Annotated in this window: 30 protein-coding genes; 1 reads left to right on the forward strand and 29 read right to left on the reverse strand. The window is 44.9% G+C overall.

Features of this window, described 5'->3' with window-relative positions; genetic code table 11:
- The 17 genes from KXD37_RS12015 to terL form a co-directional block, all read right to left on the reverse strand.
- Nucleotides 1-1395 carry a phage tail protein gene (locus tag KXD37_RS12015; protein WP_263463556.1) on the reverse strand — a complete coding sequence of 465 codons (1395 nt, stop codon included), beginning with the start codon at nucleotides 1393-1395 and terminating at the stop codon, nucleotides 1-3.
- Nucleotides 1396-1409: 14 nt separating this feature from the next.
- Complete coding sequence (locus tag KXD37_RS12020) at nucleotides 1410-2828, reverse strand: glucosaminidase domain-containing protein (RefSeq protein ID WP_263463557.1); 1419 nt, start codon at nucleotides 2826-2828, stop codon at nucleotides 1410-1412.
- Nucleotides 2829-2831: 3 nt separating this feature from the next.
- Nucleotides 2832-5654 (reverse strand): phage tail tape measure protein, encoded by a 2823-nt coding sequence (locus KXD37_RS12025; RefSeq protein WP_263463558.1) that lies wholly within the window; start codon nucleotides 5652-5654, stop codon nucleotides 2832-2834.
- A complete protein-coding gene (locus tag KXD37_RS12030) occupies nucleotides 5655-5879 on the reverse strand; it encodes a hypothetical protein (protein WP_263463559.1) in 225 nt (74 codons plus the stop codon).
- Between the two features lie 95 nt (nucleotides 5880-5974).
- On the reverse strand, nucleotides 5975-6358 hold the full coding sequence (locus tag KXD37_RS12035) for a hypothetical protein (protein ID WP_263463560.1): 384 nt from the start codon (nucleotides 6356-6358) through the stop codon (nucleotides 5975-5977).
- Nucleotides 6359-6417: 59 nt separating this feature from the next.
- Nucleotides 6418-6987 carry a hypothetical protein gene (locus KXD37_RS12040; RefSeq protein ID WP_263463561.1) on the reverse strand — a complete coding sequence of 190 codons (570 nt, stop codon included), beginning with the start codon at nucleotides 6985-6987 and terminating at the stop codon, nucleotides 6418-6420.
- A gap of 40 nt (nucleotides 6988-7027) precedes the next feature.
- Complete coding sequence (locus KXD37_RS12045) at nucleotides 7028-7402, reverse strand: minor capsid protein (protein ID WP_263463562.1); 375 nt, start codon at nucleotides 7400-7402, stop codon at nucleotides 7028-7030.
- A gap of 4 nt (nucleotides 7403-7406) precedes the next feature.
- A complete protein-coding gene (locus tag KXD37_RS12050; protein ID WP_263463563.1) occupies nucleotides 7407-7814 on the reverse strand; it encodes a hypothetical protein in 408 nt (135 codons plus the stop codon).
- Nucleotides 7811-8050 (reverse strand): hypothetical protein, encoded by a 240-nt coding sequence (locus tag KXD37_RS12055; RefSeq protein WP_263463564.1) that lies wholly within the window; start codon nucleotides 8048-8050, stop codon nucleotides 7811-7813. Before KXD37_RS12055 ends, KXD37_RS12050 begins: the two co-directional genes overlap by 4 nt.
- A 99-nt stretch (nucleotides 8051-8149) precedes the next feature.
- Nucleotides 8150-8542 carry a hypothetical protein gene (locus tag KXD37_RS12060; RefSeq protein WP_263463565.1) on the reverse strand — a complete coding sequence of 131 codons (393 nt, stop codon included), beginning with the start codon at nucleotides 8540-8542 and terminating at the stop codon, nucleotides 8150-8152.
- Between the two features lie 17 nt (nucleotides 8543-8559).
- Nucleotides 8560-8751 carry a hypothetical protein gene (locus KXD37_RS12065; protein ID WP_263463566.1) on the reverse strand — a complete coding sequence of 64 codons (192 nt, stop codon included), beginning with the start codon at nucleotides 8749-8751 and terminating at the stop codon, nucleotides 8560-8562.
- A 55-nt stretch (nucleotides 8752-8806) separates the two neighbouring features.
- Complete coding sequence (locus tag KXD37_RS12070) at nucleotides 8807-9715, reverse strand: major capsid protein (protein ID WP_031601004.1); 909 nt, start codon at nucleotides 9713-9715, stop codon at nucleotides 8807-8809.
- A 31-nt stretch (nucleotides 9716-9746) separates the two neighbouring features.
- Entirely contained in the window at nucleotides 9747-10307 is a 561-nt protein-coding gene (locus KXD37_RS12075; RefSeq protein WP_263463567.1) for a ribonucleoside-triphosphate reductase, read from the reverse strand.
- A gap of 106 nt (nucleotides 10308-10413) precedes the next feature.
- The gene (locus KXD37_RS12080; RefSeq protein WP_263463568.1) at nucleotides 10414-11226 is read right to left on the reverse strand and encodes a phage minor capsid protein; all 813 of its coding nucleotides are present in this window, start codon (nucleotides 11224-11226) and stop codon (nucleotides 10414-10416) included.
- On the reverse strand, nucleotides 11226-12896 hold the full coding sequence (locus KXD37_RS12085; protein ID WP_263463569.1) for a phage portal protein: 1671 nt from the start codon (nucleotides 12894-12896) through the stop codon (nucleotides 11226-11228). Before KXD37_RS12085 ends, KXD37_RS12080 begins: the two co-directional genes overlap by 1 nt.
- 4 nt (nucleotides 12897-12900) lie before the next feature.
- A complete protein-coding gene (locus KXD37_RS12090; RefSeq protein ID WP_263463570.1) occupies nucleotides 12901-13335 on the reverse strand; it encodes a phBC6A51 family helix-turn-helix protein in 435 nt (144 codons plus the stop codon).
- 16 nt (nucleotides 13336-13351) lie between these two features.
- Complete coding sequence (gene terL / locus KXD37_RS12095; protein ID WP_263463571.1) at nucleotides 13352-15112, reverse strand: phage terminase large subunit; 1761 nt, start codon at nucleotides 15110-15112, stop codon at nucleotides 13352-13354.
- 83 nt (nucleotides 15113-15195) lie between these two features.
- Here terL and KXD37_RS12100 point away from each other — a divergent pair, with 83 nt between their 5' ends.
- A complete protein-coding gene (locus KXD37_RS12100) occupies nucleotides 15196-15744 on the forward strand; it encodes a site-specific integrase (RefSeq protein ID WP_263463572.1) in 549 nt (182 codons plus the stop codon).
- Between the two features lie 49 nt (nucleotides 15745-15793).
- Here the strand turns inward: KXD37_RS12100 and KXD37_RS12105 are convergent, their stop codons facing one another.
- The 12 genes from KXD37_RS12105 to KXD37_RS12160 form a co-directional block, all read right to left on the reverse strand.
- Nucleotides 15794-15949 (reverse strand): hypothetical protein, encoded by a 156-nt coding sequence (locus KXD37_RS12105; protein WP_263463573.1) that lies wholly within the window; start codon nucleotides 15947-15949, stop codon nucleotides 15794-15796.
- A 269-nt stretch (nucleotides 15950-16218) separates the two neighbouring features.
- Entirely contained in the window at nucleotides 16219-16974 is a 756-nt protein-coding gene (locus tag KXD37_RS12110; RefSeq protein ID WP_263463574.1) for a DUF3990 domain-containing protein, read from the reverse strand.
- A 1021-nt stretch (nucleotides 16975-17995) separates the two neighbouring features.
- Nucleotides 17996-18130 carry a hypothetical protein gene (locus KXD37_RS12115; protein ID WP_263463575.1) on the reverse strand — a complete coding sequence of 45 codons (135 nt, stop codon included), beginning with the start codon at nucleotides 18128-18130 and terminating at the stop codon, nucleotides 17996-17998.
- Nucleotides 18131-18191: 61 nt separating this feature from the next.
- Entirely contained in the window at nucleotides 18192-18734 is a 543-nt protein-coding gene (locus KXD37_RS12120; RefSeq protein WP_263463576.1) for a hypothetical protein, read from the reverse strand.
- On the reverse strand, nucleotides 18731-19009 hold the full coding sequence (locus KXD37_RS12125; RefSeq protein ID WP_263463577.1) for a hypothetical protein: 279 nt from the start codon (nucleotides 19007-19009) through the stop codon (nucleotides 18731-18733). Before KXD37_RS12125 ends, KXD37_RS12120 begins: the two co-directional genes overlap by 4 nt.
- 1 nt (nucleotide 19010) lies before the next feature.
- On the reverse strand, nucleotides 19011-19823 hold the full coding sequence (locus KXD37_RS12130; RefSeq protein WP_263463578.1) for a hypothetical protein: 813 nt from the start codon (nucleotides 19821-19823) through the stop codon (nucleotides 19011-19013).
- 71 nt (nucleotides 19824-19894) lie between these two features.
- Nucleotides 19895-20266, reverse strand: a complete 372-nt coding sequence (locus KXD37_RS12135; protein ID WP_263463579.1) for a sigma factor-like helix-turn-helix DNA-binding protein — start codon at nucleotides 20264-20266, stop codon at nucleotides 19895-19897.
- Between the two features lie 65 nt (nucleotides 20267-20331).
- Nucleotides 20332-20715 carry a hypothetical protein gene (locus KXD37_RS12140; protein ID WP_263463580.1) on the reverse strand — a complete coding sequence of 128 codons (384 nt, stop codon included), beginning with the start codon at nucleotides 20713-20715 and terminating at the stop codon, nucleotides 20332-20334.
- Complete coding sequence (locus KXD37_RS12145) at nucleotides 20712-20960, reverse strand: helix-turn-helix domain-containing protein (RefSeq protein ID WP_263463581.1); 249 nt, start codon at nucleotides 20958-20960, stop codon at nucleotides 20712-20714. The genes KXD37_RS12140 and KXD37_RS12145 overlap by 4 nt, the downstream gene beginning before the upstream one ends.
- 864 nt (nucleotides 20961-21824) lie before the next feature.
- Nucleotides 21825-22367, reverse strand: coding sequence for a hypothetical protein (locus KXD37_RS12150; RefSeq protein WP_263463582.1), 543 nt, complete (start codon nucleotides 22365-22367; stop codon nucleotides 21825-21827).
- The gene (locus KXD37_RS12155) at nucleotides 22364-22708 is read right to left on the reverse strand and encodes a hypothetical protein (RefSeq protein WP_263463583.1); all 345 of its coding nucleotides are present in this window, start codon (nucleotides 22706-22708) and stop codon (nucleotides 22364-22366) included. Before KXD37_RS12155 ends, KXD37_RS12150 begins: the two co-directional genes overlap by 4 nt.
- Nucleotides 22705-22905: a hypothetical protein gene (locus tag KXD37_RS12160; protein ID WP_263463584.1), complete on the reverse strand. Its 201-nt coding sequence runs from the start codon at nucleotides 22903-22905 to the stop codon at nucleotides 22705-22707. Before KXD37_RS12160 ends, KXD37_RS12155 begins: the two co-directional genes overlap by 4 nt.
- Nucleotides 22906-23117: the final 212 nt, after the last annotated feature.

Below are 23117 nucleotides of genomic sequence, written 5' to 3' on the forward strand. Positions count from 1 at the left end.
TTATTTAGTCTCTAACGCTGTTATCCTTTTATCTAATGAGGCCAGTTGTTGCGGAAGCGTAGAAAGATCGATTACCGTTGTCCCGACCTTGATGTTCTGCAGCTTCGAAAAATCGGCAGCACTTAACAATCCGTTCGAAGTGGCCGTCGCTAATGCGATTGATACTTGACCGCCGGGGCCCATAACAATACTCGCTAACTTGACGTAGTCTGCCGCACTCATGAGTCCGTCCGTCGTAGCGTTCGCAACCGTGTAAGTCGGTATTGATATTTTCGTAGGATCATATCCGTCTTCGAAATTCGCCTGCGAACCTATCGTTATATTTTCACCGACCGCACTTCCCTTTAGCTTTCCGCTGGATGAGTCGATCATTTTCGAGATAGACTTTTGTGTACGTAAGAGACTTGCGACTGTTTTCTTATAACTTGTCCGTAGCTTACCAAAAGTAAAATTATCCGGCTTATGCGGATCGGAGTAGCTCTCGACGCTTACAACTCGGAGTTTGGTTTTTAAATCGAACGGCTCTAATATGCACCAAACATAATCGCCTTTCCGAATGTCCTGCATTCCTCGCGCTACGACTTCGGTGTACGTAAGATTAATTGTGATTTCGAGCTTATCGGTTAGTTCTTTTTCAAGCCGTTTTTCCAACTTCCCTATATCGCCCGAGCCGTACGAGTCATCCATAATCGGGTTTGCGTGCTTAATACCGTAGACGGACGCAAGAGGGCTCGTGTATTCGGCTTCGACTGCGTATTTTCCGGTCTTGGAGTCTTTCTTTCCGAACCCGCGAATATAAGTTTTGATCGAAGATGTATCAAGTTCTTGCGATGGGTCTTTTACGTTTAATCGGTCGCGAATCACGTAGTCCGTATCTCTGGATATTTCCTTCGCGATATACACCTTTTTACCGACGATCTCGTATTCGCATGAATACTTATCTTTGATGTCGTTTAATAGACCGAGTGAATACCCGTTGCCAAATTCCTCGACTTCGAAAGAGTCGCTAAGGCCGGCGGGAGTGACATCGTAAGAGTATCCGGACCCTTTTAGCGCAATATCAAGCATGTCTTCGATATATAGCTTTTTCTTTTTGCCTGACGTTGTGTAAACGTAGTTATCTCCTAGATCTGCGTACGCACGATGTATTCCGTCAATATCGACCTGTAGGAATTTCCCGGCCGGCGTATACTTCGTTTTCTTAATTACGTACTCTTCATCCTCATAAAAAAGCGCCCCCTCATTTTGAATTAGAGGAAAGGCGTGGCCGTTTCGCGGGGTTTGAATAACTGTCGCGGATATAGTCTTTTCATTATCGATAGTGTCTTTCTTGGTGACGTTATAATCGGTTAGCCTTTCGAGTTGCCCTGCGAGGCTTTTTACGAGTAATGTCATTCTTCCCACCTCCTTTATGCGAAATAATAAAACCGGAAATCAAACGTAATTTCGAACTTACTCGAAGTACCGTCGAGAACAAACTCGTTCCAGCCAGGCGCAAGCGTTATAAGTCCGTGGTTTGTATTTCCGAATATGCTCGTACTTCCCTTTCGTGCTATAACGCCTGTTAATTTAATCGTATCGGACGCTGAGGATGTGCCCGAGTACGTCCATTTATCTCCGGTTGTTTTGTTATATATTTCTAGTTTGTTAGACGCGCCTTTGTACGAAATATTTAACGGCAGCTCTAACGGGTCTATTCGGACCGTTCCCGCGTTGTAAATCTTGAACGTATTAGTGCTATGCTTGTATTTAAAGGTTTCCTCGGTAAGCCCTTCGCCAAGTTGCCACATATCAGAATCGAATGTAAATGCGCTTAAAGTTGTCCCAACCGATTCGCAATAGGTCGACGCACTTACAAACGTAAGAGTAAATTCGCCCGTGCTCCCCATTCTGTCCGGAGTAAAGGACGAACTTAATTCGACGCGCCATCGCTTTTTAGGAGTTGCTTCCGAGATTAAAAAATACTCGTCGTCTTTATATAACGCGTGAAAAAGTTCGGCTTGCAACAAGTGATAGTCCGTATTATCTGTACCAAAAAACACGCAATCAGCCGTTATAGTACGATTCCCATACGTTTTCCCCATTCTAAGAGATCCGTTTCTTCCTGGGATGGTTTCGTATTCAATATCCGGATCGGGCGAACTAATTCGAAAGCTTCGGACCAATACCGATAGGTTTCGCGCCATATCTATAACGGTTCCGTTTTTATATTGAATACGGAAGTTTCCATCCGTGATCGGTATGTTAGCTGTAGGATCGACCGTTATATCACTCGAATAAGCATCGACGGATATTTCTACTTCTTCCTCGACTATAACCGACGGTAAAGGGACGGGTGTAGGTGTAGGCGTTGGTTCAGTAACCGTCGTGTCATACTTCGTCAGACTATACGTTTCTATGATGTTATTAAGCTTAGTCGCGTATGAAGGATCGGTCGCATAGCCGGCACTGACTAACGCTGCTGTCGCTTTCTTGTAGTTTGTCTCGCCTACGACCGCCTTATAATGGTTCGGGTCCCAACTCGTACCCTTTACGTAAAGGTTTGCGAGGTCTTGAATTGACTCAGACCAAGACGGATACTTCCGGAATTTGGCGTCGACTTGTACGTTCTGACCGTTAATAACTTCCCACGTCTTCATAATTACGTACTGACCGTTATATTCGCCCTTTATACCGAACAAGTTCTTACCATCTACCGCGAGGCCACTATTTCCGTACGCACTTTCGAGACAGCCCTGCGCAATTATCAGGCTCGCTAGTATCTTGTAGTTCTTATACATTTTCTGCGCATCCGGGGCGATTTTCTTAATGAAATCCGTATTGCTCAATCGCTAGTACCTCCCATCTGTCAGAAGTGTCATATCGATATCGTCTTGCTGTGCACGACTAACATGCGGCGCAACCAATCGACCGACCGCTTCCGAATCCATTACGACAACCTGCCCGTTACTATCGCGTACTGCCTGTTCGATCGAAACTAGCGCGCGAAGTACATCAGCCGACACCACTGGATTTCCGCTCATGGCTGCGGTGTGTCCCGCGTCGATCATTCGCATAAGGTTCGCTTGCTGTGCTTCGGTTAGCACCATTTCGTTACGGAGTGCGCGAATATCCACTTCGTGACTCATAGGCCGATCTACGAATTTAGATGCGAGGCCTCCGGTATGCAGTTTGTTAATTTGACCGACACCGACGATACCCCCGACGTGGTAAGTACCTTCGTTTCCTCTTCCGCGACTGACTGCCCGTTCTGTTTTCATCGAAACGTCCGTCGTAATTGTTGTAATGCGTTTCGTAATATCTTTGCTTAGGGCGGCGTTCATTTGTTCGGCAGCTCCCGTGATCTCTTGGACGCGTCCTTTTGCGCTTTGTAGCTTAGCGATTTCACTATCGATTGCAGCTAATGATTTTCGATATTCTTGTTTTTTCTTATCCGCTGCTGAAGTGTTATTTACCAGGTTCGCCCTGGCGTCTTTTAATCTCGCGATCTCACTATTAAGAACCTTTATGCCTTCGCCTTTCTTCGCGTTCAGACCAACTTGACGAAGTTCGAGGTCGACCATTTTTTGCTTAACAGTGTCGAGTTTACCAATCTCTTCGTTAACCTTATTTAGTTCTGTATTCTTTGCAGAAATCTTAGAAAGTGTCGTATCTAATTGGCCGCGAAGTGTTAATAAAGTACCTTTTTGAACGCCTAATACAGTTTCTAAAGACTCAACCTCTTTAGCGTTGCCGGCTAGTTTAGCTTCACGAAGCTTCTGCTCTGTGGCTTCGACGATCGCGACTTGGTTGGCGACCTCACCCTCACTCTTGCTCCGTTGTCTCGATAACTCGTTTATCTCGCTTTGTAGCTGTTTCTGTCTTTCTAAGTTCTTATCGTAGTTCTTTTCCGCAAGGTTCTTTTGCTTTTCTAACTCCAAACGCAGTTCTTCCGCTTTCTCTGCATTCAAAGCTTTAAGCGCATTTGTATTTTTAGCAACCGCGTTACCCTGACCGCTAATTGCGGCTTCGGTGTCCGGCGATTTCTTAATAACCTCGTCATTTAATTCGAGGAATCGTTTAAATTCGGCATTAGTAAGGCCGGACTTATCTTTCAGCCCTGCTTGTTCGTCTTTCAGTCGTGCAATGGCTTGCGGATCTGTTTCGCTCTTCAGACGGTCATTAATGTCGAGGTACCGCGCAAACTCGTCCGAAGTTAGTTTCGTCTTGGCTTGAAGCTTATCGAATTCGGTTATCAACCCATTTAAGGAGTCGATTTCTTTTTGCTTGGCGTTCGCTGCTTCAAGGCTGACCGTATTCATCGAATCATAGCCCTCTTTGACGCCGACTAAAAGACCACCAAGAATCGAAAGCCCTGTGATAACCCATCCGGTAGGGCCCATCGCAATAAATAGACCGCGCATGGCTGTCGCAAGCTTAACGGCTGACGATGCGACCAACGCAATACCGGCGGCGGCGCCGACCATTTCGATACCGGTTTTCGTAACGCCCGGATTTAAGTTGCTGAATACGCGAACGACTGCGGTACCGCTGTCTACGATTTGACGGAATGCGGGTAAAAACTCATTTCCGATCTTGATGCCAAGCGTTTCCAATGCGCCTTTAAATTCTTCAAATGATCCTTTAAGGTTGTCGAGTTTCGTTTTCGCAACGTCTGCCGCAGTTACTTTAGACATCGCTTTCCACATTTCGTCTACGCCCTTAGCGCCTTCTTTGTAGAGAATCGTCGCGCCACGTACTGCATCAGACCCGAAAAGCGTTTGCAACGTCCACTGGCGTTGTTCATCAGTCATGCCTTTCATCGACTGCTGTAAAATGCCTGCGATATCCGAAAGACTTTTAAGACTGCCCGCTTGGTCGAAGAATTTATTAGTCCCATCTTCAGTCATTAATCCGAGATCAAAGAATAGTTCGGTTTGTGCTTTTGTGGTCGGCTGTAAATTCGCGAGCATCGTTTTAAGTGACGTTCCGGCATCGCTTCCTTTAATTCCGTTTTGTGCGAAAACTGCCAATGCCGTCGAAGTATCCTTAAACGACATACCGACTCCGGAAGCTACTGCAGATACTTGCGAAAGTCCGTACTTCAATTCGCCTACGTCCGTTGCCGAAGCGTTTGCGGCACCGGCCAAGATATTTGCCGCGTCTACAACTTCGATATTGTCGTCTTTAAACGCGTTTAAGGCTGTAGATGCGATTTCTGCCGCGTCAGCAAGTTCGATGTTCCCAGCCGCAGCTAAGTCCAGCGCGCCGGACAGACCACCGTTAATAATGTCAGTTACGCTAACACCGGCTTTAACGAGCTCTTCTGTTGCCTTGGCCGTTTCTGTTGCGCTGAATGACGTTGTCTCTCCGAGCTTAATCGCTAGATCGGTCATCTTTTTCATTTCCGATTCTGACGCGCCCGATACGGCTTTTACTGCGCTCATCTGCTGCTCGAAATTGGCTGCCGCTGTTGCTGCCGCGCCTACTCCGGTCGCTACTGCGCCACCTACGGCAAGCGCCGCTTTTTGGACGAGGCCCATTTGACTCGAAAGACTCGCGGATGAACGACCCATCTGATCCATTTCTTGTCGTGCGCGATTGGCTCCGTTGCTAAATTCCTGTGAATCGAGTACCAACCGGGCGCGAATCTCTCCGACTGTTGCTCCTGCCATTTAGTTACCTCCCCCCGTAAATGCACGTAATTGTTCAAATTTCTCCCGATCGAATCTATTTTCCGCGCGAATATCAGCGGTTTTCGTTAAGCCCTGAATAAGCGCCTTGTATTCTTCCTCATCACTCGTCCTACTGTTTGTCGCTAAGACGATACGCACCTCTTCAATCCGTTTTAATGCGTGTTTTTTGTTGTTAAGCCGCACGAACTTCGGTATGTCTACCATGTAATACTCGTGCTCAATCTCGTGCTGAGTAACGCCAAGGTTAATCGCAGCTTCTATGAGATAATCGTCGATCGTGTACTTATCGCCTTCTTCTTTTACTTTTGAGGGCTCGGAAGAAGGCTTTTTAGGTTTTTTAATTGCGTATCTAATCGATTTTTCTTAATAGTTCGCACAAGATATTCCACAATTTCGTCTGTTCCGACTTCATTTTTAAGATAATCAGTCTCTACGTCGCTAAGAGCTGCTACGAGATCGACTAGCTCATCCAATCCGATATCGATTGCGCTCATAAGGTAAGCATAAAAATCGCTTTTCTCCGCGGTTAAAACTTGAAGAACCAAGCCTGGGATCTTATCTACTGTTCCGAATAGCTGCTTCCATTTAGCCGGCGTTAATTTCGGAATCTCGACTGTTTTTTCGCCGAGGCTCATTTTGTTATCCGTTTGGTCCATCGCTTTTTTAAGACCGAAAATACCCAATCAACTCGCTCCTTTTCGTTAAATATAAAAAGACACCGCAATTAAGCGATGCCTTATGTTCACGCCCCTGTTGAAGGAGCCGTATTTGCAGCGTCAGCCGTTTCGTCACCAAGAATGTAAAGGTCGCCGTTCCCTAGAGTGTCCGGATAAGCTACGAAAGTAAGGTTCGCAATCCTTTCGTTATCGGAATCGTAGGTATATTCGAGATCGGTCATAGCGCCCGCAAGTGGAATCGTGATCCAATCGTTCGCAGTAGCCTCCGGATCAATCGGCTTAATAACGAGCTTTTTCGCGTCTTTAAGCATGTCATGGCCGGCCTTCCCACTAACAACGAGTTTTTTCTTCGTAGAATCAGCGCCGTCAACGACGAGGGTACTATTAGGGATTGCTGCGCTAAGTTTATCGAGATCATATAGCGCGAAAGGTACCGTAACCTCTGCTGTTCCACCTTTTGTTGTCGACTTAACAACGGAATCCCCGTACTGATCTACCGTGGTGTCTTGCTTCGACATTTGTGCCTTAAAGTTGATACCGCCCTTAGTGATATCAAATACAACCATGTCCGCGCCTTCGCCGTACTCTACGATAGCCGGGCCAATCGGAACATTAATCGTTCTAATTCCTGCCATTTGTTTTCCTCCTTATTTTTCGCAATAAAAAAGCGCCCGATTAAGGGCGCACAACGCAATCAAAATTTAACGAATATTGAGGTCGATCATTGTCGTCATAACCTATAAATAACGGTTCCGAGTTTGTCGCGCGTATGATAACTACCGAATCATTTCCGATAGTGACTTCGCGTAAATTACACAAGGCACCATATAACTCATACGCCTTATCCTCGCAGGCAGCATCACCGGCGGCATTACCACGTACAAGAATTTGAAAAGACGGCTGCTTCTTGCCGGTCCACTGTGACGGAGGAAAGCCTCCGGTCAATTTAACCGAGATACATTCGTCAACTGCTTCACGCGGAAAACGGTTCGGGTAATAAACGCCGTCAACTCGCGCTTCTATAAACGAGATTAATTCGAGTATCTTCAACGCATTACAACGCCCCTTTCACTGCGTTTGCTATGTTATCGATGTACTTTTGTGCCTCACCTTTTAATGGGCGCTCTAGGTACTTATTGCCAACTGAATATCCGTCCGAACCGCCAGCAGCAGCCGAGGTAGGACCGAGATTATAATCGGCCTCGTGCGTCCATACGGCATAATTGAAGCCTTTGTCCTTTGCTGAAAACGAGACTTCACCGATAATGCTTTTTCGCTTAAGTGTTACCTTCTTTTTCATCCCTCGACGCAGCGTTCCCTTATCGATCGGAGCTATGTTTTGCGCAATCCTTGCGAGATCATCGACGTTGTCGTACATTGCGGTCTTTGCCGCCTGAGTTACGTTTGATTCTTCTTCGGTAAGTCGATGGAGAAAGTCGCCTGCATCAAGTGTAAAACTCATAGGATGACCTCCGTAAGAATCGGCTTTCCTCCGATATTTCTGCGAACATTAATTTCTTTCGGCTTCCGCTGAACAGTTTCGCCTAACTCGTTAGTGAATGATAGAACGTCCTGGTATTTCACGTCAGCCAGCTTATCGATAAGAATACGCGCAGTTGCTACGACTTCCTCGCCTTTAACTACGCCCGACGTCCGTGAGGATACGACGTTGGAACCCTCGTCTATCCGACATTTCAATTCGAATTTTTTCGGCGCTTTCGGGTTTCCCCATCTATCCAACTCTGACGAACTATCGCGACTTACCTGTACGATCTGACGCATAGGAATCATCGGCATCTACATCACCGTCCATTTTGCTCTACGACCGCCAAGCTTTACTCCGTTTGCTTCTCCGATAAGGTCATACGCCTTTTTGGGGATAAGCGACTCGTCATCTGCGCGTAAAGTCTCTTTATAGGTAAACGAGCCGACACCCGTAATAGAGAACGATGCGATACCGTGCTTGTTTAAACGGTTTGTATCGTTATAGGCCGTTGCCAAAACGTTAGCAAACTCGTATACCGCATCATCCGGGATAACGTAATCGTTATCGAGATATTTTCGTTTAAGCACGTCTTCAGCAACGTTAAGGATTCGGGTTCTTTTTTCGTCTTCGTAATCGTTCCAATCTTCGTTATCAATAGTCATGCGGTTTATATATTCGTTTGCAGCTTCTAAACTTAACGCCATTTCCGGCAGCCTCCTTTTTACTTGTCGGAGGATTTACGTGCGGGTTTCTTAGGCGCCTTAGCCTCCGGAGTAATATCTTTGTATCCGAAATTATCTACGAGCTCGTTCCGTACTTCTTTCGACTCGACTTCAGCAACGCCGGAAGAAAAAGAAACACCCGCAGTAATGCCGTTATAATGCTCGTTTGGGGCTTGGATTTTATATTTCATTATCTTCCTCCTTAAAAGAATAGGGCGGACTATGCCGCCCCGTTAGTTACTGCGATTAGATTTTACGCTGTACACCTTTAAGACGAGCAGCAGATGAAGAGTTCTGAACAACTAATCCAGCGTAAAACTCGATACGTGTACGGTAAGCTGGTTTTTGTTGCAGCTCGCCTAGATCGTATACTTGAACGCCGCCGTTAGTGATACCCGCAACGCCGTCAGCTTCGTCAACGCGGAGCGCGTAAATAGATCCAGTGTCCGCAGAAGTTCCTTGAGTTTCATTAAATCCGAGAATTTCAGCGTTGTTTGTATCTTTGCCGATAGTACGGATAGGGACGCCACCATACATTAATACAGGACGACCAAACGCGTCGTATCCGTCTGTTTCAAAGTATCCGTTTTCGGCTTGGATGAGGGCCTTTAAATTTCTTCGCATTTCCTTAGACATCAACAAAACATTAGGGCCGCCATCGACTGCGTCTAGTAACTCGTCAAGCATTGAGAGCGTTAAAGGATTACCGTTCTCGCCGGCGTCTACAACTGTTGTAGTAAGTTTTTTCAGTCCGTCAAATCCATTCGGGTTGGCACCTACATCTCCGTCAATGAAGTTCTTTTCAAAGAACCGCGCAAATGCTTTTACTTTAAGAGATGTTTGTACCATTCGTTGGTCATTAATATTGCTTCTTGTTTGAGCGATAAATTTATCAACGTCTACGTCTCCACCGAGAATCGCTAAACGAGCGACTTGGTTGTTTACTGTTCCGGAGCTTTCTTTGTAAGCTTCATTTACTGCACGGAAATCGATACCAGGCAGTGCGCCTTCACGGTTATAAGAGAACGCGTTACCTTCCATTTCGATAAACGGTAAGATCTCCAATGCTGCTGAGTTCTGTGCGTACTCTGTAATAACACCCTTCTTCAGTGCGTCTTGGGTTAGTTTTGCTGATTCCACTAATGAGATTGCCATTTAAATAAACACTCCTTTGGTTTTTTGTGGGTTACTGGTTTTTCGCGTATCCTTTTCTGATTAGATCGCGTGGTGATAAGTTGGATAGATGTTCGCTTGTATCCGGCTGCGGGTTACTTGGTTTTCCTAACGGCGTCTTAATTTTAGGGGCAAATAGCCCTTTTTCTTCAGCTTTTACAATCCAATCTAGCCGCTGCTCGATAGGGCCGTCGCTAGGGATAAGATCATGAAACTCTTCCGGGATGCCCGTAATTTTGGAATCAAATAGCTTGGTTAGCGTTCCTTCTAGGGCGTCCTTTCGCGCTTCGACTTCGGCATACTTTTCTAAAGCCGAGCTGTCCGCCTTTGTCTTGTCTTCTAACGCAGCTAATTGAGCTTTTAAATCCTCATAGTCTGCATACTTCTTCTTCTCGCGATCAACCCGTTCAGTTACGATTCTATTAAGCTCTTCCTGGGTGAACGTTTTTTCTGCCGGCGTTTTTTCCTCTGATCCTGCGGCCGCTGTAGGTTCAGTGGGTTCGCTTGCTGCGGGTTCTGTCGGCTCCGAGAAAAACTGAAGACTGTTCAATCGAAGAAGTTTTGATTCGCTCATACTCGTCCTCCAACCGTTTTAAGGCCGTCGCCTATTAAATAAGCACCGTTTCGTTTAACGTCTTAACGTTCGGACGATATAAAAAAAGTGCCCAATATAGGCGCTCTTAAGGATTTCTTATAGGTGAAAAAACGTGCTTGCATCGGGGATGAAATATCTCGCCAGTCGCTTTCAGACTTTCATAGGTCGGATAGTTGCCTGGCGCATCTTCCGTCAGCTTAATAATTTGACCTTCGTGATTACGGCAAAGATCCGTTGCCCCGTGCGATGATATCTGCGCGTAATAAACACCGCGCCCTACCGCCTCATTCGTATTTGCTTCGCGATAAGTTTCCATCATCTTTGTTCGAACTACCATTTCCGAATAAACTTCAGGTTTCCAGCGCCTTCCTCGCGCGTCAATGATGCCAGTTGTAACCGAGTTTTGAAGTGCTCTTCTGACATCTTCGGTTATGCTTCGCCGCCCGTTAGTACCGCGCGCCATGTTATACCGCATCGAATCAGATACGGCTTTTCTAACGGCTGTGCGCGTCTTTCGGTCAACGTTCTGCGTAACGGCCAAAAGGTCCGCTTGCGTATCTGCTACTGCCGTGGCCACCATCGCGTCATTCACTTCGTTAAAAGCTACGATCTTTTGAGCTTCTGAAACGCTCGCAGCTACTTCGAGAGATAGTAACGTATTTACTATTCCGTCTTTTGCTGCTTTCGGGACGTTTTCATTAACCCATGCGGCAGACTCTTTGTTTAGTTCGCTTAGAATTTCGCTGATCGATTTAAGGGTTGCCGTCGCATTTGCTCTCTGAAAGTTACTGACGTCTACTCGGTCGAGCTCGGCTAAGATATCACGTATCGCACTCTGATAGAGCGCAGCCAATTGATCCGTTTGATAATCGTAATTGGGCTCGGGAACATGTGGCATTATTCGTCATCTACTTTCGGAACTTCTTCGGGATCTTTTGCTTTGTCATGATCTTCCGTTTGCTCGTCTGTGGAGGTGCCCGGATCTTCAGCCTCACCATTGAATATAGACGAGTCTACAAAGCCGCTTGCTGATTTCTCGTCGTCTTCAATACGGCGAATAGTTTCGTCAGCTTTTTCGTCATCGACATCGTCTTGCATCTTAATCGCAGTTCTGACGTCGATTGTCGGCTTGCCTCCGGTACGTATTTGCATAATCTCCGCAAGTTCTTTCGCACTCTTAGGTAGACCGTCGCTCCAAACCGCTTTAGGATATACTGCCTCTGCGACTTTCAGGTCACCGAGTTGTTTATCGAATAACATACACGTCCATAACGCGTCTCTGATCGCTTTGTCATAGTGGGTACGGATTCGCTTAACTTTCGAAAGAATCGGCATAAATCGAGCCTCTATTGCCGCACCGTCTGTATGTGATGTTCCTGTCCCGGCGCCACTTACTCCGGAAACTGTAGTGCCAAACAACCATTGCGGCGTCTCTGCCATTTGGAAAACGTTGCTGAATAGAATATCAAGTTCTTTAAAAGCCGCGTCTAATTGACCGTTCCATGTCATATATCCAGGAGTTGCATCCTCTTTAGTGACTGGAATATATCTGCCGCCGAACTGGATAGAATCGCCATCGCCTTCCAAGTCTGGACCGAATGCAACGGGATCGCTGTGTTTATATAAGATATAGTCAATCTGAACAAGCCGATCATTTATCGCAGACAACACAGTTTCGAGCTTTTCTATAAGCCCGATTCCAAAGAGTGAGTCGTCTACACTCTTATAAGGCGCATGAAATACAGGTATATGAGTTAAGCCGGTTTCTTCATACTTCGTCTCTACCCCATCAGGGAGTAACTCGCCGATTCTAAATACCTGGATAGGTGTTCCGGTAGAATTATCGCAACCATTCTCGTAAAGACGGTACTTCGAGTAGAAGATATATCCCGGTATATGCCTTTCGACAAGTAAGTAAGGAATTTCAGTGGTTTCAGTCTCCACCCATTGAACTTGCGCGATATTCAGTGCCTTTAGTGTTTTTACGTTGCCGTCTGACGTTTCCGGAAAAACAAAATTTGCGTTAACGTGCTCAATAATTGGCTCCATTTCAACGCCCGGCGGTGCATCCCCATCGATCAATCCCAACTTCTTAACTTCGGAAAAGTCTTGTCGATAACCATAGCGAACTTTAAACCACGCATCGCCTCTATATCCGTTAGCTACTGTACTTTCATGAATTAACTGATTGACGTCGTTTTCTTCAACGTACTTGTTAAGCGCTTTTTGTTCTTCGCTTGTATCTGACTTACCCGTCTCAAATCTAACAGGCTCTCCTACGAGCAGATCGGCAGGCTTTGTAACGAGGATATCCGCCAAGTTAATCGCGATATAAAGCTTTTCGAGCTGATCCGCATGCGGTGTCCCTTTGAGAAGGTGCGTAGCTCTTTCGTACAGGTCCCTTTGCTTCCCATCGAAGAACTTTTTTGCTCGTTTATATTTCGCAAGACGTTCGATCGAGTCTGCGGGCGGAAATTGCGCTCCTTCTCGAATAGTGCCGTACGTTTTAACGTGCAAGCCTTCGTCTAGATCATGGCCGCGATGTTTAAACCAATCTAAAACGCCCATTACGCTATTCCTCCTTTTCGCCCAATATCTCACCTAATTCTGCGATTTCCTTTTCGATATCCGCGTTGCTGCTCGGTTCGGTCGGGCCGGAGGTTGTCTGAACTTTCTCCGTAAGTAGTCCGTAACGCTTCATAAACAAGTCGATTGCTTTAACTGACGGCTGTTTGCCGTTAATTAGTTTTAAAAGCTGCCCGTAAACGCCTGCGCGATGAGAGGAAAGCATATCATCAGCCAGCAGATTCATATATTCAATAAATGTCGCGTTTTGATGCCGCCATCTATAGGTAGTTATCCTGTCGACGCCGACTTCCTTTGCGATTTCCTCCTGGCTCTTTTTCTCGCCGGAAGCTGCCGCGATTACGTCATTCTCGACAAGAAGCAGCGCCGCCTTTCTCTGCTGAACAGTAAGCTTCGATTCCAGTTCCTTAAGTCTTGACATGTAGTTATCGCCTCCTTTATAGCCAACTCGGTTTCATCCGAATTGGGCTTTTTGTGTGTTTCGAAATAGATACCGCCATTTCTAACGCATCCGGTAGATCATCATTCCACCTTGAACCGTACCGTTCGAGTTGTTCTAATAAAAGCGCATGGCCCCGATTAAAGATGATCGTCCCGTTTTCTATTTCCGGCAAAAGCGCCTCGATCCGAAGCTCTTTGCGCGATCTTTGAACTACCTTTTTAACTCGTGAATGGGCCGGATAGCCTTCGATCTGCAGCTCGCGTCTCAATGTATCTATAAAAAACTCCTGTGCCATCTGCGCCTCGGCCGCTATCTTGGTCGGCTGATATTTCCGAACTTTGTCGGCTATTACACGTAAGAAAACGTCCGGATGCACTCGGTCGCCCCACGCATCGACCACGTATATCTTGCCGGTTGCTTTGTGTTTCCCGATCGTAACAATTGCCGAGTAGTCTCCGCGCTCCTTACCCATAGCGAAGTCGATTCCGCTATAAAAGTCGTACTTGTCCTCGGTGAAATCAATTCCGTCGTAATAATAAAAAGACTCCGGTTTGAATACCTGAGAGTCTTCGTCGATTGGATTATTCATAAATTCGGTATTGAATGCTTTAGTCCCGTAGTTTACTTTTTCAAGCATTAAATGCGTGATAGGGAATCGATCCGGCCAAAGAACCTCGGCGCCCTCGTCCATTGCCTCTCGGTTTGCTTCGTAAAAATCAAGCGCTGCCCGAGCGTTTGGTGTTGGCATTTCTTCCTCTGCCGTCTCCATTTCTGCGAGTTCTTCGTCCGTTGGTTCATACTCTTTGTAAATACGCTCAAATTCCGCCCATAAATCTCCGCGTTTAGACATCGAAACGATTGCAGGGAACTTGTTTTTTATGAAGTCGCGACGTTCATTTAGAACGTAATTTAAAAGGGAATCGTGATGTACTAGCGTTCCCATAAAGATAACTGCAGTCTGTGTCGGATCGTAAGCCGGCATTAAATCTTGGTTTAGCCAGTCTTTCGCTTTTTGCCTGAGCTCCGGCGTGTTATTTGAGTCTCGCGATTCCAAGTCATCAAGAATTATCAAGTCCGGGCGCTGTGATCCGTTACGAAATCCGCGAATCTGTGTACCGAGTGACGTTGCTTCCATCTTGATTCCATTCGTAGTTAAAAACGCCTCTTCGCTATCCTTTTCATTCCGTGTCTTTTGCTCATGTAACAGAACGCCAAAGTCTTCGCGCAGCTTAATATTGTACTTTAACTGATTGGCGACCCACTTAATAAACTTCTTGGAACCCGCATTTGTCTCCGAAATTATTAAGATCATTTTTCTTTTACGATAAGCTATTTCGTGGACTGGAAAGGAGTTCGATAGGTATGCGCTTTTTGCGTGCCCCCGACTCGCCGCCCAAGCGATCCGAGCTGTCCGGTTAGTATTAGAAACCGTATCGAGGATACGAGATAACTTAACGTGGAAATCAGGCGCTTGTTCCATATCGACCGCAGCAGTCGGAACTAAGTTGTCCGGATTTCCAGGATTTCTCGCCTCGGAGAAATATTCGTAAAAGAAATAGAGCATATCCACTTCCGCGCGATGTACTCGTCTTAATTTAATGAGTTCGTCTTTGTCTTTTCGAAAAGTATCGATATGATGATCGGTAGCTTTTCCGGCTTCGATGAGCGCAACCAATTTCCGTACACGATCGGTTATTAAATCTATTCGCTTTTGGCGCTCTTCTCGGCCAAGCCATTGATCGTTAATGTACGCCATTGGCTGCCTCCTTTTTTCATTTGACATAATTGAACAATTTCGATATCATGAATTTAACATATTGAAAACGGAGTGATATTTAGATGAACGAAGTCCAACCAATAAGAGAAAAACGCCAAATAAACACAATAAAAAAAGCCCTTCGTGGGCGTGATCTTTTGCTATTTACAATCGGTATTAACTCCGGACTACGTATTTCCGATATTCTCGCGCTAAAAGTCGGTGATGTTCGCGGTAAGGACTTCGTTACGATTACGGAAGGTAAAACGAAGAAGTCAAAACGATTCTTCTTCAACGCCGCTATCAAGAAAGCCGTTGCCGAATTGATTCCGGCCGAAGCTTATGACGACGACTGGCTGTTTCCTTCGCGAAAAGGTTCGAAGGCCATTACCCGGGTTCGTGCTTATGGCATTCTAAACGAAGCAGTTGAACGGGCTGGTCTTTCGGAAAAGCTCGGTACGATTGGCTGCCACTCTTTGCGTAAGACTTTCGGATATCATGCGTATAAAAATGGCACCGACCTTTCGCTTCTACAATCGATCTTCAATCATTCGAAGCAGTCGGTGACGCTTCGTTATATCGGAATTAACCAGGACCGAATCGATGAAGTTTACGCGAATGTTAACCTTTAGACGATGGGCGCCCCAACGTTTGAGATGCAGCCAGCGTAGGTGTACTCGTCTATTTTAGTATAAACCTATCGCCGCTTCGACTTCTTCTCGGCGCTTTCGTATTTCCTTTCCATACCGCAGCAGACACATCGACTTGCAGCCTATACTTCGAAATAACGCGAACCATTAGACGGGGCACAATGGAATTCCATTGCTTTTTCGTCATACATGAACCGCCCTCCTTTTATGACAGCCAATTTAACTATCGTTCCAAAATCACACAAAAAAGACCTCCGCCCTGTTTAGCGGAAGTCCCCTTCTGTTTAAAAGCCAGCAAATACTCTAACGCACTTTTTTTCAACTTCTTTGGCCCAGTATGCTGGTGAATAATGCATAATAAATTCACTGTCGAATTCTATTAACTCAGGAAACTTGAAATCGTCCAGCATTCGTTCTGCCTCTTTATCAGTGATTTGATGTAAATTGCATAATTCTTCAATCACCTTTTGAGTGAATATGGCTTTCCATTCCTGATCTGAGTAATTCACTAGCTACCACCACCTTTCGGTATTCTATGAGCCTTAATGCTTTGGATGTATGCAGTGTAACTTGATCATATGATGAGAATTCGGGGCTCTTACTTTTAATACCCTCTAAATAAGACATTGAATCTGATTTTGGTGTATTATCTCGTATGTGTGTCGCCTTAAAGATGGATTTCCCATCTCCTAAAGGCCCTTTTATAATATCGTACTCTGCTTCATTATTATCGTCAATTATATCATTGATAATACGTATCATTCCAACCCCACTAAATTTCCCCAAATCCTTCGTTATGGAAAGATCGAGCCGGTTGGAATAAACCTCAGCCTTAGAAAGACTGGTCCGGTTGAAATAAATAAAGTCAGCCCATTCAACGTCTTGATGGGTGAAGTTTTTCTGCTTTAAATCATCCAGAATCTGATGGTTTACGTTATACTCAATAACAACACCTTTTACAAAATTCGGAGTATTATCGGGATCTTGATGCAAGCCTTCTCGGTAGTTATGTACACTTTCTTTACGCAAAGCCCATTTAGCTGCTTGAATTGCATTGGTTGTTAAATAAAAACCTTTTCCGAAATCTGCTTTTTCGTTGCAAGCGTTCAAATTTATACTTTCTTTTATGGATTTGACATGATTACTTGTTGTGCCGTGATACAAAGTTTCCGGTAACCTTATTCCGATACTGCTCGGTCCATAATTCCTCAAAACACCCCCACCTTTCACCTCTATTATTATATAAACAAGAAAAAGATGGTAGTATTTGCGGAATTTGTCGAACGTTTTATGAGGAATAGCTAACATCTCTTCAAAATTATACGAAATTAGCGTTTCTAACGTTTACACTACCGAATATCCTCAGCCCGGATTTCGTAGTAAAATCGCCACGCCCTACATATAGTTGACGCCCCGAGTTCGAAAAATTGTGCGGCAGTTTTATTCGCCTGATTTCCAGGGCTTTTTGGGGCGGCCTGGGGGCTCGTCCTTTTTCAAATTCGGATTTTTTCGAGTGAATACTTTATTCGTATTATTGAATAACGAATTTAACAGAAGTAAATTGAGTTACATTCGAATTGAGTGACGATCGTTGGTATACCGGCGTTCCTCATCGTTAACACAACGCAATCAATCGTATGTTATTTATACATTCGAGAAACCGCGCTAGATCAACGGGTGCTGGCTATGCCGTATGCCGCCTATGATGTATAGGGTATTGCATATATCGGTAGGCAACCGGACTAACCCCGTGAGTTTCGGAAGGGTTCGTCCGCGCCCGGCCCGCGCTCGATATTCGGTTACACTTCGTTACCAATCTCGCTTAGGTTGTACCGAGTTCCTACATATATAAATAGCGTCACCTATTCGTATGCAACACGTTAGGTATATCGCGTAATATCGCGCAGCCTAACCATAAAGAAAGGCGCCAGTATTTGCGGCTGATGCCTCGGTATTATTTCCGTGAGTGGCAGCCCTTCTTTACGATAGCCTTCTTCATAACGTATAGACAGCTAAAGCCCGATAATGTGCATGTCGGTTCTCATAACGTAAGACAGCATATCGACACATTGTGTGCATATAGCCTCTCATAATACATAGATAACTATTCGTGTATATTGTGCATTTATAACATATTAGTTCTTAATATAAAAGAATAGCGCCCACTCCGTAGCTTTCGCTCCTTCGTGAACGCAGATATTTATATATTAAGTTCTTTATCGCGATAAGGTACTTAACTACTTATATATCCTTTATAACTAATATCTGCGATGTCAAAGGCGTAAGCATTTGGCTCGCTATTATTTGTTTCTCTTTTACGTATTTCTCTTTTACGTCTTTCTCTTTTTACACTGTCTCCTGCGGACATTACCCGTGATGTCTCCTGAGGTCATTACCGTTAATGTCTCCTGCGGACATGAAGCGTCATATCAACGTTTGCGCCCCTTCGGCATGTACACGCTGAAGTCAGGCATTATCTTCTCGCCATATTCATCGACGATATATCCATCGTCCGTCACTCGCGGACAGTACGACGGGAAGTACCACTTAAAGCGCTTTGTCCCTTCGTAATGGCCAGCCGTCTGAATTATTCCGTTAGTCTCCAGGATCGCGGCCAATAAGTTAATGCGATGCGGATTTACTCGGAGCATTCCTGTTATGCTATCGTAGCTTAAGAAGCACGCGCCAAACCTATCGTTAAGACTGCCGTCTTCTCGTTTATAATTACCGTCAATATACGACTGCAGCAGAAAGTAAAACGCCACCACATCGCGTATCTCCGGCTTACGTTTGTAATCGGCATAAGCTACGTCATAAGCTTCGTTAATCAAGCGCGGAAAGACTTTCCGCATGAGCTCGCGGTTGTAAACCTCGAAGCCCTGCGGATTATCTAAGAGCGCGGCTTTGTCGTTCGGCATTGGCTTGCGCTGTTCCTGTTCGCCTCCACCACCAAACGCTAATACGTTATTCATTCGCGCACCTCCTCGATTGATACGATATTCTGTAGCGCTTGAACAATGATCGGCGTGCTATCGTAGCCGGCGCCTAGATGCTCCGACATGATACTGCAGGCGAGCATTGATTTTGCGATCTGCTTATTGGGCGCTGTAACCGTTTCTTCCCGTTCGCCTGTAACCGTTCCATACCCGGTAAATTCGGGCATTGGGAACGCATAGATATCGTAAGGGTCGGCGAGCTTAAATAACGGCTTTATCGTCGGTTTATAAACGATCTTGTATGTCTTCATATTACGCTTCCCCCTTAATTGAATTGATTAGCTCATTTAACGGCATTTCTCTTTCGTAATACTCGGTAATCTTCCCGTCCAGGCGATCATGTGATGCTGCGCTTATGTTGACGAGATATAGCGCTAGTGCTTCGATCTCTTGTACGTCGAACAATAATTCGATGTGGTTTCCTTCGCTTTTTACGAGCAGTATCTTAATCGCTTCAAGAACTGATACCAAGTAGCTATCGAAGTCAATCGGCTTATTCCAGTCGCTCAATTCGTACGTACTATCGACCATTTCCTCTAACGTCGTGGCTCCGGAGACAAAATCGTCTATAGTAGCCGCAATGCTATCGTGCTCAACACCGAGGCCGGAAAGAGCCACTTCTTCGACCAACTTTAACTCCGTCTCTAGGTTTTCGCCGTTTTCTTTGGACTTCGCATGTAGCTTACGAACAGACTCAAAGAATTCGCGTAAAAGCAACTTCCTCTCGCTGGCTTTATATTGCTCGTGGCCGGTCAACTCGATCGCTTCTTCGACACTCGGAACGTTCTCCCAATCGCCATTTACTGCGGCTTCTAGCGCGTCAATCATAACTTCGAAGCTAACATTATCGCATTCCACTTCGTATAAGAGGTCGTAAATGATTGCCGGAGGCCCATCTACGCCAAACAGTGCATCATCCAGTAAAAAGGTACGTCCCTCCGTAAGATCGATAGTTGCGTGTTTACCGAATACTTTCTCGAAATCATGCTCCTTTTTATAATCATTGCGGCGTCCGTCTAAGATAACAGTAATAAGATTGCGTTCGATTTCAGTAAACTTTTTCATTAAAAATTCCCCCTGTTTTTGAGTTTTATAGTTTAAATCGTCGAGTGCGGCAGATACACTCCCGGTTTGATTCAATTAACGCAGTAGCCTTCGCCTCTATCCGCCCAATATGCGTAAATTTCTGCGATTTTATCTACGGCAGCAGTTACGTGTTTTGATACAACGCTTCTCTCGATACCCATTTCGGCGGCGGCTTCCCTTTGTGTAAGATCCTCGATATAGATTAACGTTAAAGCTCGTTTTTGAAGCGCTGTGAGCATCGCAGCGTCTATCGCATCCTCTAAGTCTAGGAGGATATCCGAAGCCGCGTAGTCGCCATTTATTCGGCTATGGCAGAGCTTGTGGTAATCACGCAATAGAGAGCGTATACCTTCGGAATCATTTAGTTTATAGTCCGCTTCGTATTTGCGTTGTTGGTCCGGTCTGTTTGTCGCTGAACCCATTGCGTTCCCTCCTATTTTCATGTTAAGATATTATTGGATCTTATTAGCTTTTTTCTCAGGCGACATCAAAAACTCTTTCCCCACCCTTTAGCCCTCAGTACTGACCTCAACCGGACAATAATCGTTTGCATATGGTATTGAGTAAATGCGTAATCCAAACGTTTTTCTTTCGCATAAGGCAATTTACAGTAAGTGTACGCAAACTTTTTCGCCAAACCTTCGATTTTATCAGGCCTAATACGACTGAGACTACTTATGTCTGCGGTTCTTCTTACATACTCGCGAAGTTTCCCATATAAGTCCTCGCCGTCCCACAACGCTTTGTCTGATTTGGCAACCAACTTTTTGTTAGCACAATATAACGCCACCTCATTTCCTTTGTTATCTGCAATACTTCGAAGAGAGTGTTTCTTTTTGCAAAAATGACAGTATTCAAATTTCGTACTCATTGACTTACCTCCGTTTTTATAAATTCTTTTAGACTGTCATGCCTCATTTTGTAGTTTAGAAGGCTATCTGAAATAGGAACTTTTTGAATTAGTTTGTGTTCTGTTCTTTTTGATACTGGACGCTTGTTACGTTCAATCGCACTGACTGTCTTTCTGCTTATCCCTAATAAGTTCGCAAATTCCTCCTGTGTCATATTTTGATGCCTTCTTATTAATTCGAATAACTCGTTCGTGACGATGGTCAAAACCTCCCTTAATGTTCTGTCTTGTGACAGAAGTCTACAAAAATTTAATAACTCCCTCTATCCTTATAATGGGTAGTGAGATATCACTTTTGCGACATTTAAATGAATCTTTATCCACTAGATAATACCCGCGACTTTTCTAAACCGCACAATTCAGCGAATTTTCTTCCGTCATTATAAGTTGCGTATATACTTTTGAAAATGGACGCCCTTTCGTTTTAGAACTTCGCGCCCTACACTTATATAACGGGTAGGCTACCTTTGATTTTGCGACATCGAATTAAAGTTTTTTCTGCCGTCATTAATAACTGCGAAGTTACTTTTCAAAACGGACACTTTCCGCTGAAACTTTTTACCCCCTTCACCTGTAAAACCCCATCGATATATTCGATTTTGCGACATTCTAAGTAAAACTTTTTACAACCGATAATATGCACGCCAAATTAATACCGCACAAATTTCTACTTTCATTATTAACTGCGTATAAACTTCCCAATTGGCACGACCTTTTCGTTAAGTTTTCTCCCTTCACAAGTAAAACCCCATCGCTGCGCTCGAATTTGCATCCTAGATTTTAAAAATTTTCTTCGATCACTTATTGATGCGTATATTCTTCTGAAAATGGACAAAAAAATTAAGCCGGCGTTTAACCGGCTTTAACTTCGGAACCTCCATCAATTAACTTTTCCGGAACGTCATGTATAGTACCCGACTGCCCCTCGATCTTATAACTCCGTTCTTCGCGTTGCCGGCCGATTATCTTACCGGTCAAAGCTTCCGCCGAAAGCCACGTCAGATCGCCTGTTTTAACGCCCAAATATCGCACGGTTTCGCCTGCTTTATACACTGTTTTCGCCTCGATTCTCAAATGTAAGGTACAAGTGCGCGTTCTAACTCGGTTCTCTCTTTTCGCAATTCAGATCGTTCGATATGCAGCCGCTTGTTCTCAGCGCAAAGATCCACCAAGCGCTTACTTAGTTCCGCCTGCTCCTCAAAATTTGCGTCGATCATTGCAAGCCGCACCTTAGCGATCTCGTGACTATTTGCGTGAAAATTGATCTCTACCTCACACCATTTTCGATGGGTCTCGTCTCTTTTCGTTATTAGCGTCTTTCTCGTCGTCTCCTTGAGTGATTGGCGAACCTCTTCTGACAAGTTTCGCGCTGATTGTAACGTATAGTCTGCTGGAAAAACGTCCAATACGGTACCATTTTCCGCAATTACAAGGCGGACTTTTTCTTTGTAGTTGTCGTAAACGGCTTGGCTGCCGCTAGTTGAATCGAGAGACCAAACGAACACGGCGCCTTGAGCATATTTCGGCAATATGTTCTGTGCTTGCGTTTTTGTAAGACCGAGACGAGCTGTCGCCGTTTTCACTGCTGATTTAGAAACACTGTATTTATTCATCGTGAACCCTCCCTTTCTAGTGAGAAACCAATCCGAATGAAATCCATAAATGACATATTTGCGAGTTCAGGAAGATCGATTTTGGAAAGATCCGTGCCTACTTTCGACGTTCCTATCATGAAAAAACGTGGATGTTTAGCCTCGTACAAGTGAAAACCGTTAGGCTTCCTCTTCAGTCGGTCAACTTCATAAAATGCGAGCTCATCGTCTCCCATATATTTTCCGATGATGTCGGGACTCATTAACCAGGCGTCAGATACCTCGTGTATCGCCAGCCCCGTATCAAAAGCGACTCCGTGCCAGTGAAGTTTCACTTTCTTCGGACTAAATTTTATCGTCATGCCGACCGCACCTCCTCACTGAATAATTCTTGCGCTGCTTTGGGCTTGATTTCTGCGCAACCAGCAAATGCTTTTCGGGATACCTGAGGCAAGAGCGTAAAAAATTCCTCCGGCGAAAGATTTACGAACTGCGCGTCTGAGCCTGCAGGATAAATATTCCACCAACCAACAACAGTTTTTTTATAGTAAACGTTCATTTTAAAATTACCTCCTTCAATTTTTCGTAAAGACGCAACACTGTATTAAGAAGCAAAAGTTGCGATATGTAACTTAGGGTTAATAGACTGCAAAATTTTCGCTTCTGATCTGAATGTCGATGCTTTCGCCTTTTTTTACTTCTGTAGTAACACTTGTTGAGTTAATGATATTACTCCAGGAGTAAAACGTCAAGAGGTTTTCTTGGGTTTTT

It is taken from the genome of Bacillus sp. XT-2, assembly GCF_025696525.1.
Taxonomy (GTDB): domain Bacteria; phylum Bacillota; class Bacilli; order Bacillales; family Bacillaceae; genus Bacillus; species Bacillus halotolerans.

Excerpts from the sequence above, each read along its gene's own strand:
- KXD37_RS12015 (WP_263463556.1), bottom strand. The coding sequence starts at position 1,395 with ATGACATTACTCGTAAAAAGCCTCGCAGGGCAACTCGAAAGGCTAACC.
- KXD37_RS12025 (WP_263463558.1), bottom strand. The coding sequence starts at position 5,654 with ATGGCAGGAGCAACAGTCGGAGAGATTCGCGCCCGGTTGGTACTCGAT.
- KXD37_RS12030 (WP_263463559.1), bottom strand. The coding sequence starts at position 5,879 with ATGGTAGACATACCGAAGTTCGTGCGGCTTAACAACAAAAAACACGCA.
- KXD37_RS12040 (WP_263463561.1), bottom strand. The coding sequence starts at position 6,987 with ATGGCAGGAATTAGAACGATTAATGTTCCGATTGGCCCGGCTATCGTA.
- KXD37_RS12050 (WP_263463563.1), bottom strand. The coding sequence starts at position 7,814 with ATGAGTTTTACACTTGATGCAGGCGACTTTCTCCATCGACTTACCGAA.
- KXD37_RS12060 (WP_263463565.1), bottom strand. The coding sequence starts at position 8,542 with ATGGCGTTAAGTTTAGAAGCTGCAAACGAATATATAAACCGCATGACT.
- KXD37_RS12065 (WP_263463566.1), bottom strand. The coding sequence starts at position 8,751 with ATGAAATATAAAATCCAAGCCCCAAACGAGCATTATAACGGCATTACT.
- KXD37_RS12070 (WP_031601004.1), bottom strand. The coding sequence starts at position 9,715 with ATGGCAATCTCATTAGTGGAATCAGCAAAACTAACCCAAGACGCACTG.
- KXD37_RS12075 (WP_263463567.1), bottom strand. The coding sequence starts at position 10,307 with ATGAGCGAATCAAAACTTCTTCGATTGAACAGTCTTCAGTTTTTCTCG.
- KXD37_RS12080 (WP_263463568.1), bottom strand. The coding sequence starts at position 11,226 with ATGCCACATGTTCCCGAGCCCAATTACGATTATCAAACGGATCAATTG.
- KXD37_RS12085 (WP_263463569.1), bottom strand. The coding sequence starts at position 12,896 with ATGGGCGTTTTAGATTGGTTTAAACATCGCGGCCATGATCTAGACGAA.
- KXD37_RS12090 (WP_263463570.1), bottom strand. The coding sequence starts at position 13,335 with ATGTCAAGACTTAAGGAACTGGAATCGAAGCTTACTGTTCAGCAGAGA.
- terL (WP_263463571.1), bottom strand. The coding sequence starts at position 15,112 with ATGGCGTACATTAACGATCAATGGCTTGGCCGAGAAGAGCGCCAAAAG.
- KXD37_RS12100 (WP_263463572.1), top strand. The coding sequence starts at position 15,196 with ATGAACGAAGTCCAACCAATAAGAGAAAAACGCCAAATAAACACAATA.
- KXD37_RS12105 (WP_263463573.1), bottom strand. The coding sequence starts at position 15,949 with ATGACGAAAAAGCAATGGAATTCCATTGTGCCCCGTCTAATGGTTCGC.
- KXD37_RS12115 (WP_263463575.1), bottom strand. The coding sequence starts at position 18,130 with ATGTCCGCAGGAGACAGTGTAAAAAGAGAAAGACGTAAAAGAGAAATA.
- KXD37_RS12120 (WP_263463576.1), bottom strand. The coding sequence starts at position 18,734 with ATGAATAACGTATTAGCGTTTGGTGGTGGAGGCGAACAGGAACAGCGC.
- KXD37_RS12125 (WP_263463577.1), bottom strand. The coding sequence starts at position 19,009 with ATGAAGACATACAAGATCGTTTATAAACCGACGATAAAGCCGTTATTT.
- KXD37_RS12130 (WP_263463578.1), bottom strand. The coding sequence starts at position 19,823 with ATGAAAAAGTTTACTGAAATCGAACGCAATCTTATTACTGTTATCTTA.
- KXD37_RS12135 (WP_263463579.1), bottom strand. The coding sequence starts at position 20,266 with ATGGGTTCAGCGACAAACAGACCGGACCAACAACGCAAATACGAAGCG.
- KXD37_RS12140 (WP_263463580.1), bottom strand. The coding sequence starts at position 20,715 with ATGAGTACGAAATTTGAATACTGTCATTTTTGCAAAAAGAAACACTCT.
- KXD37_RS12150 (WP_263463582.1), bottom strand. The coding sequence starts at position 22,367 with ATGAATAAATACAGTGTTTCTAAATCAGCAGTGAAAACGGCGACAGCT.
- KXD37_RS12155 (WP_263463583.1), bottom strand. The coding sequence starts at position 22,708 with ATGACGATAAAATTTAGTCCGAAGAAAGTGAAACTTCACTGGCACGGA.
- KXD37_RS12160 (WP_263463584.1), bottom strand. The coding sequence starts at position 22,905 with ATGAACGTTTACTATAAAAAAACTGTTGTTGGTTGGTGGAATATTTAT.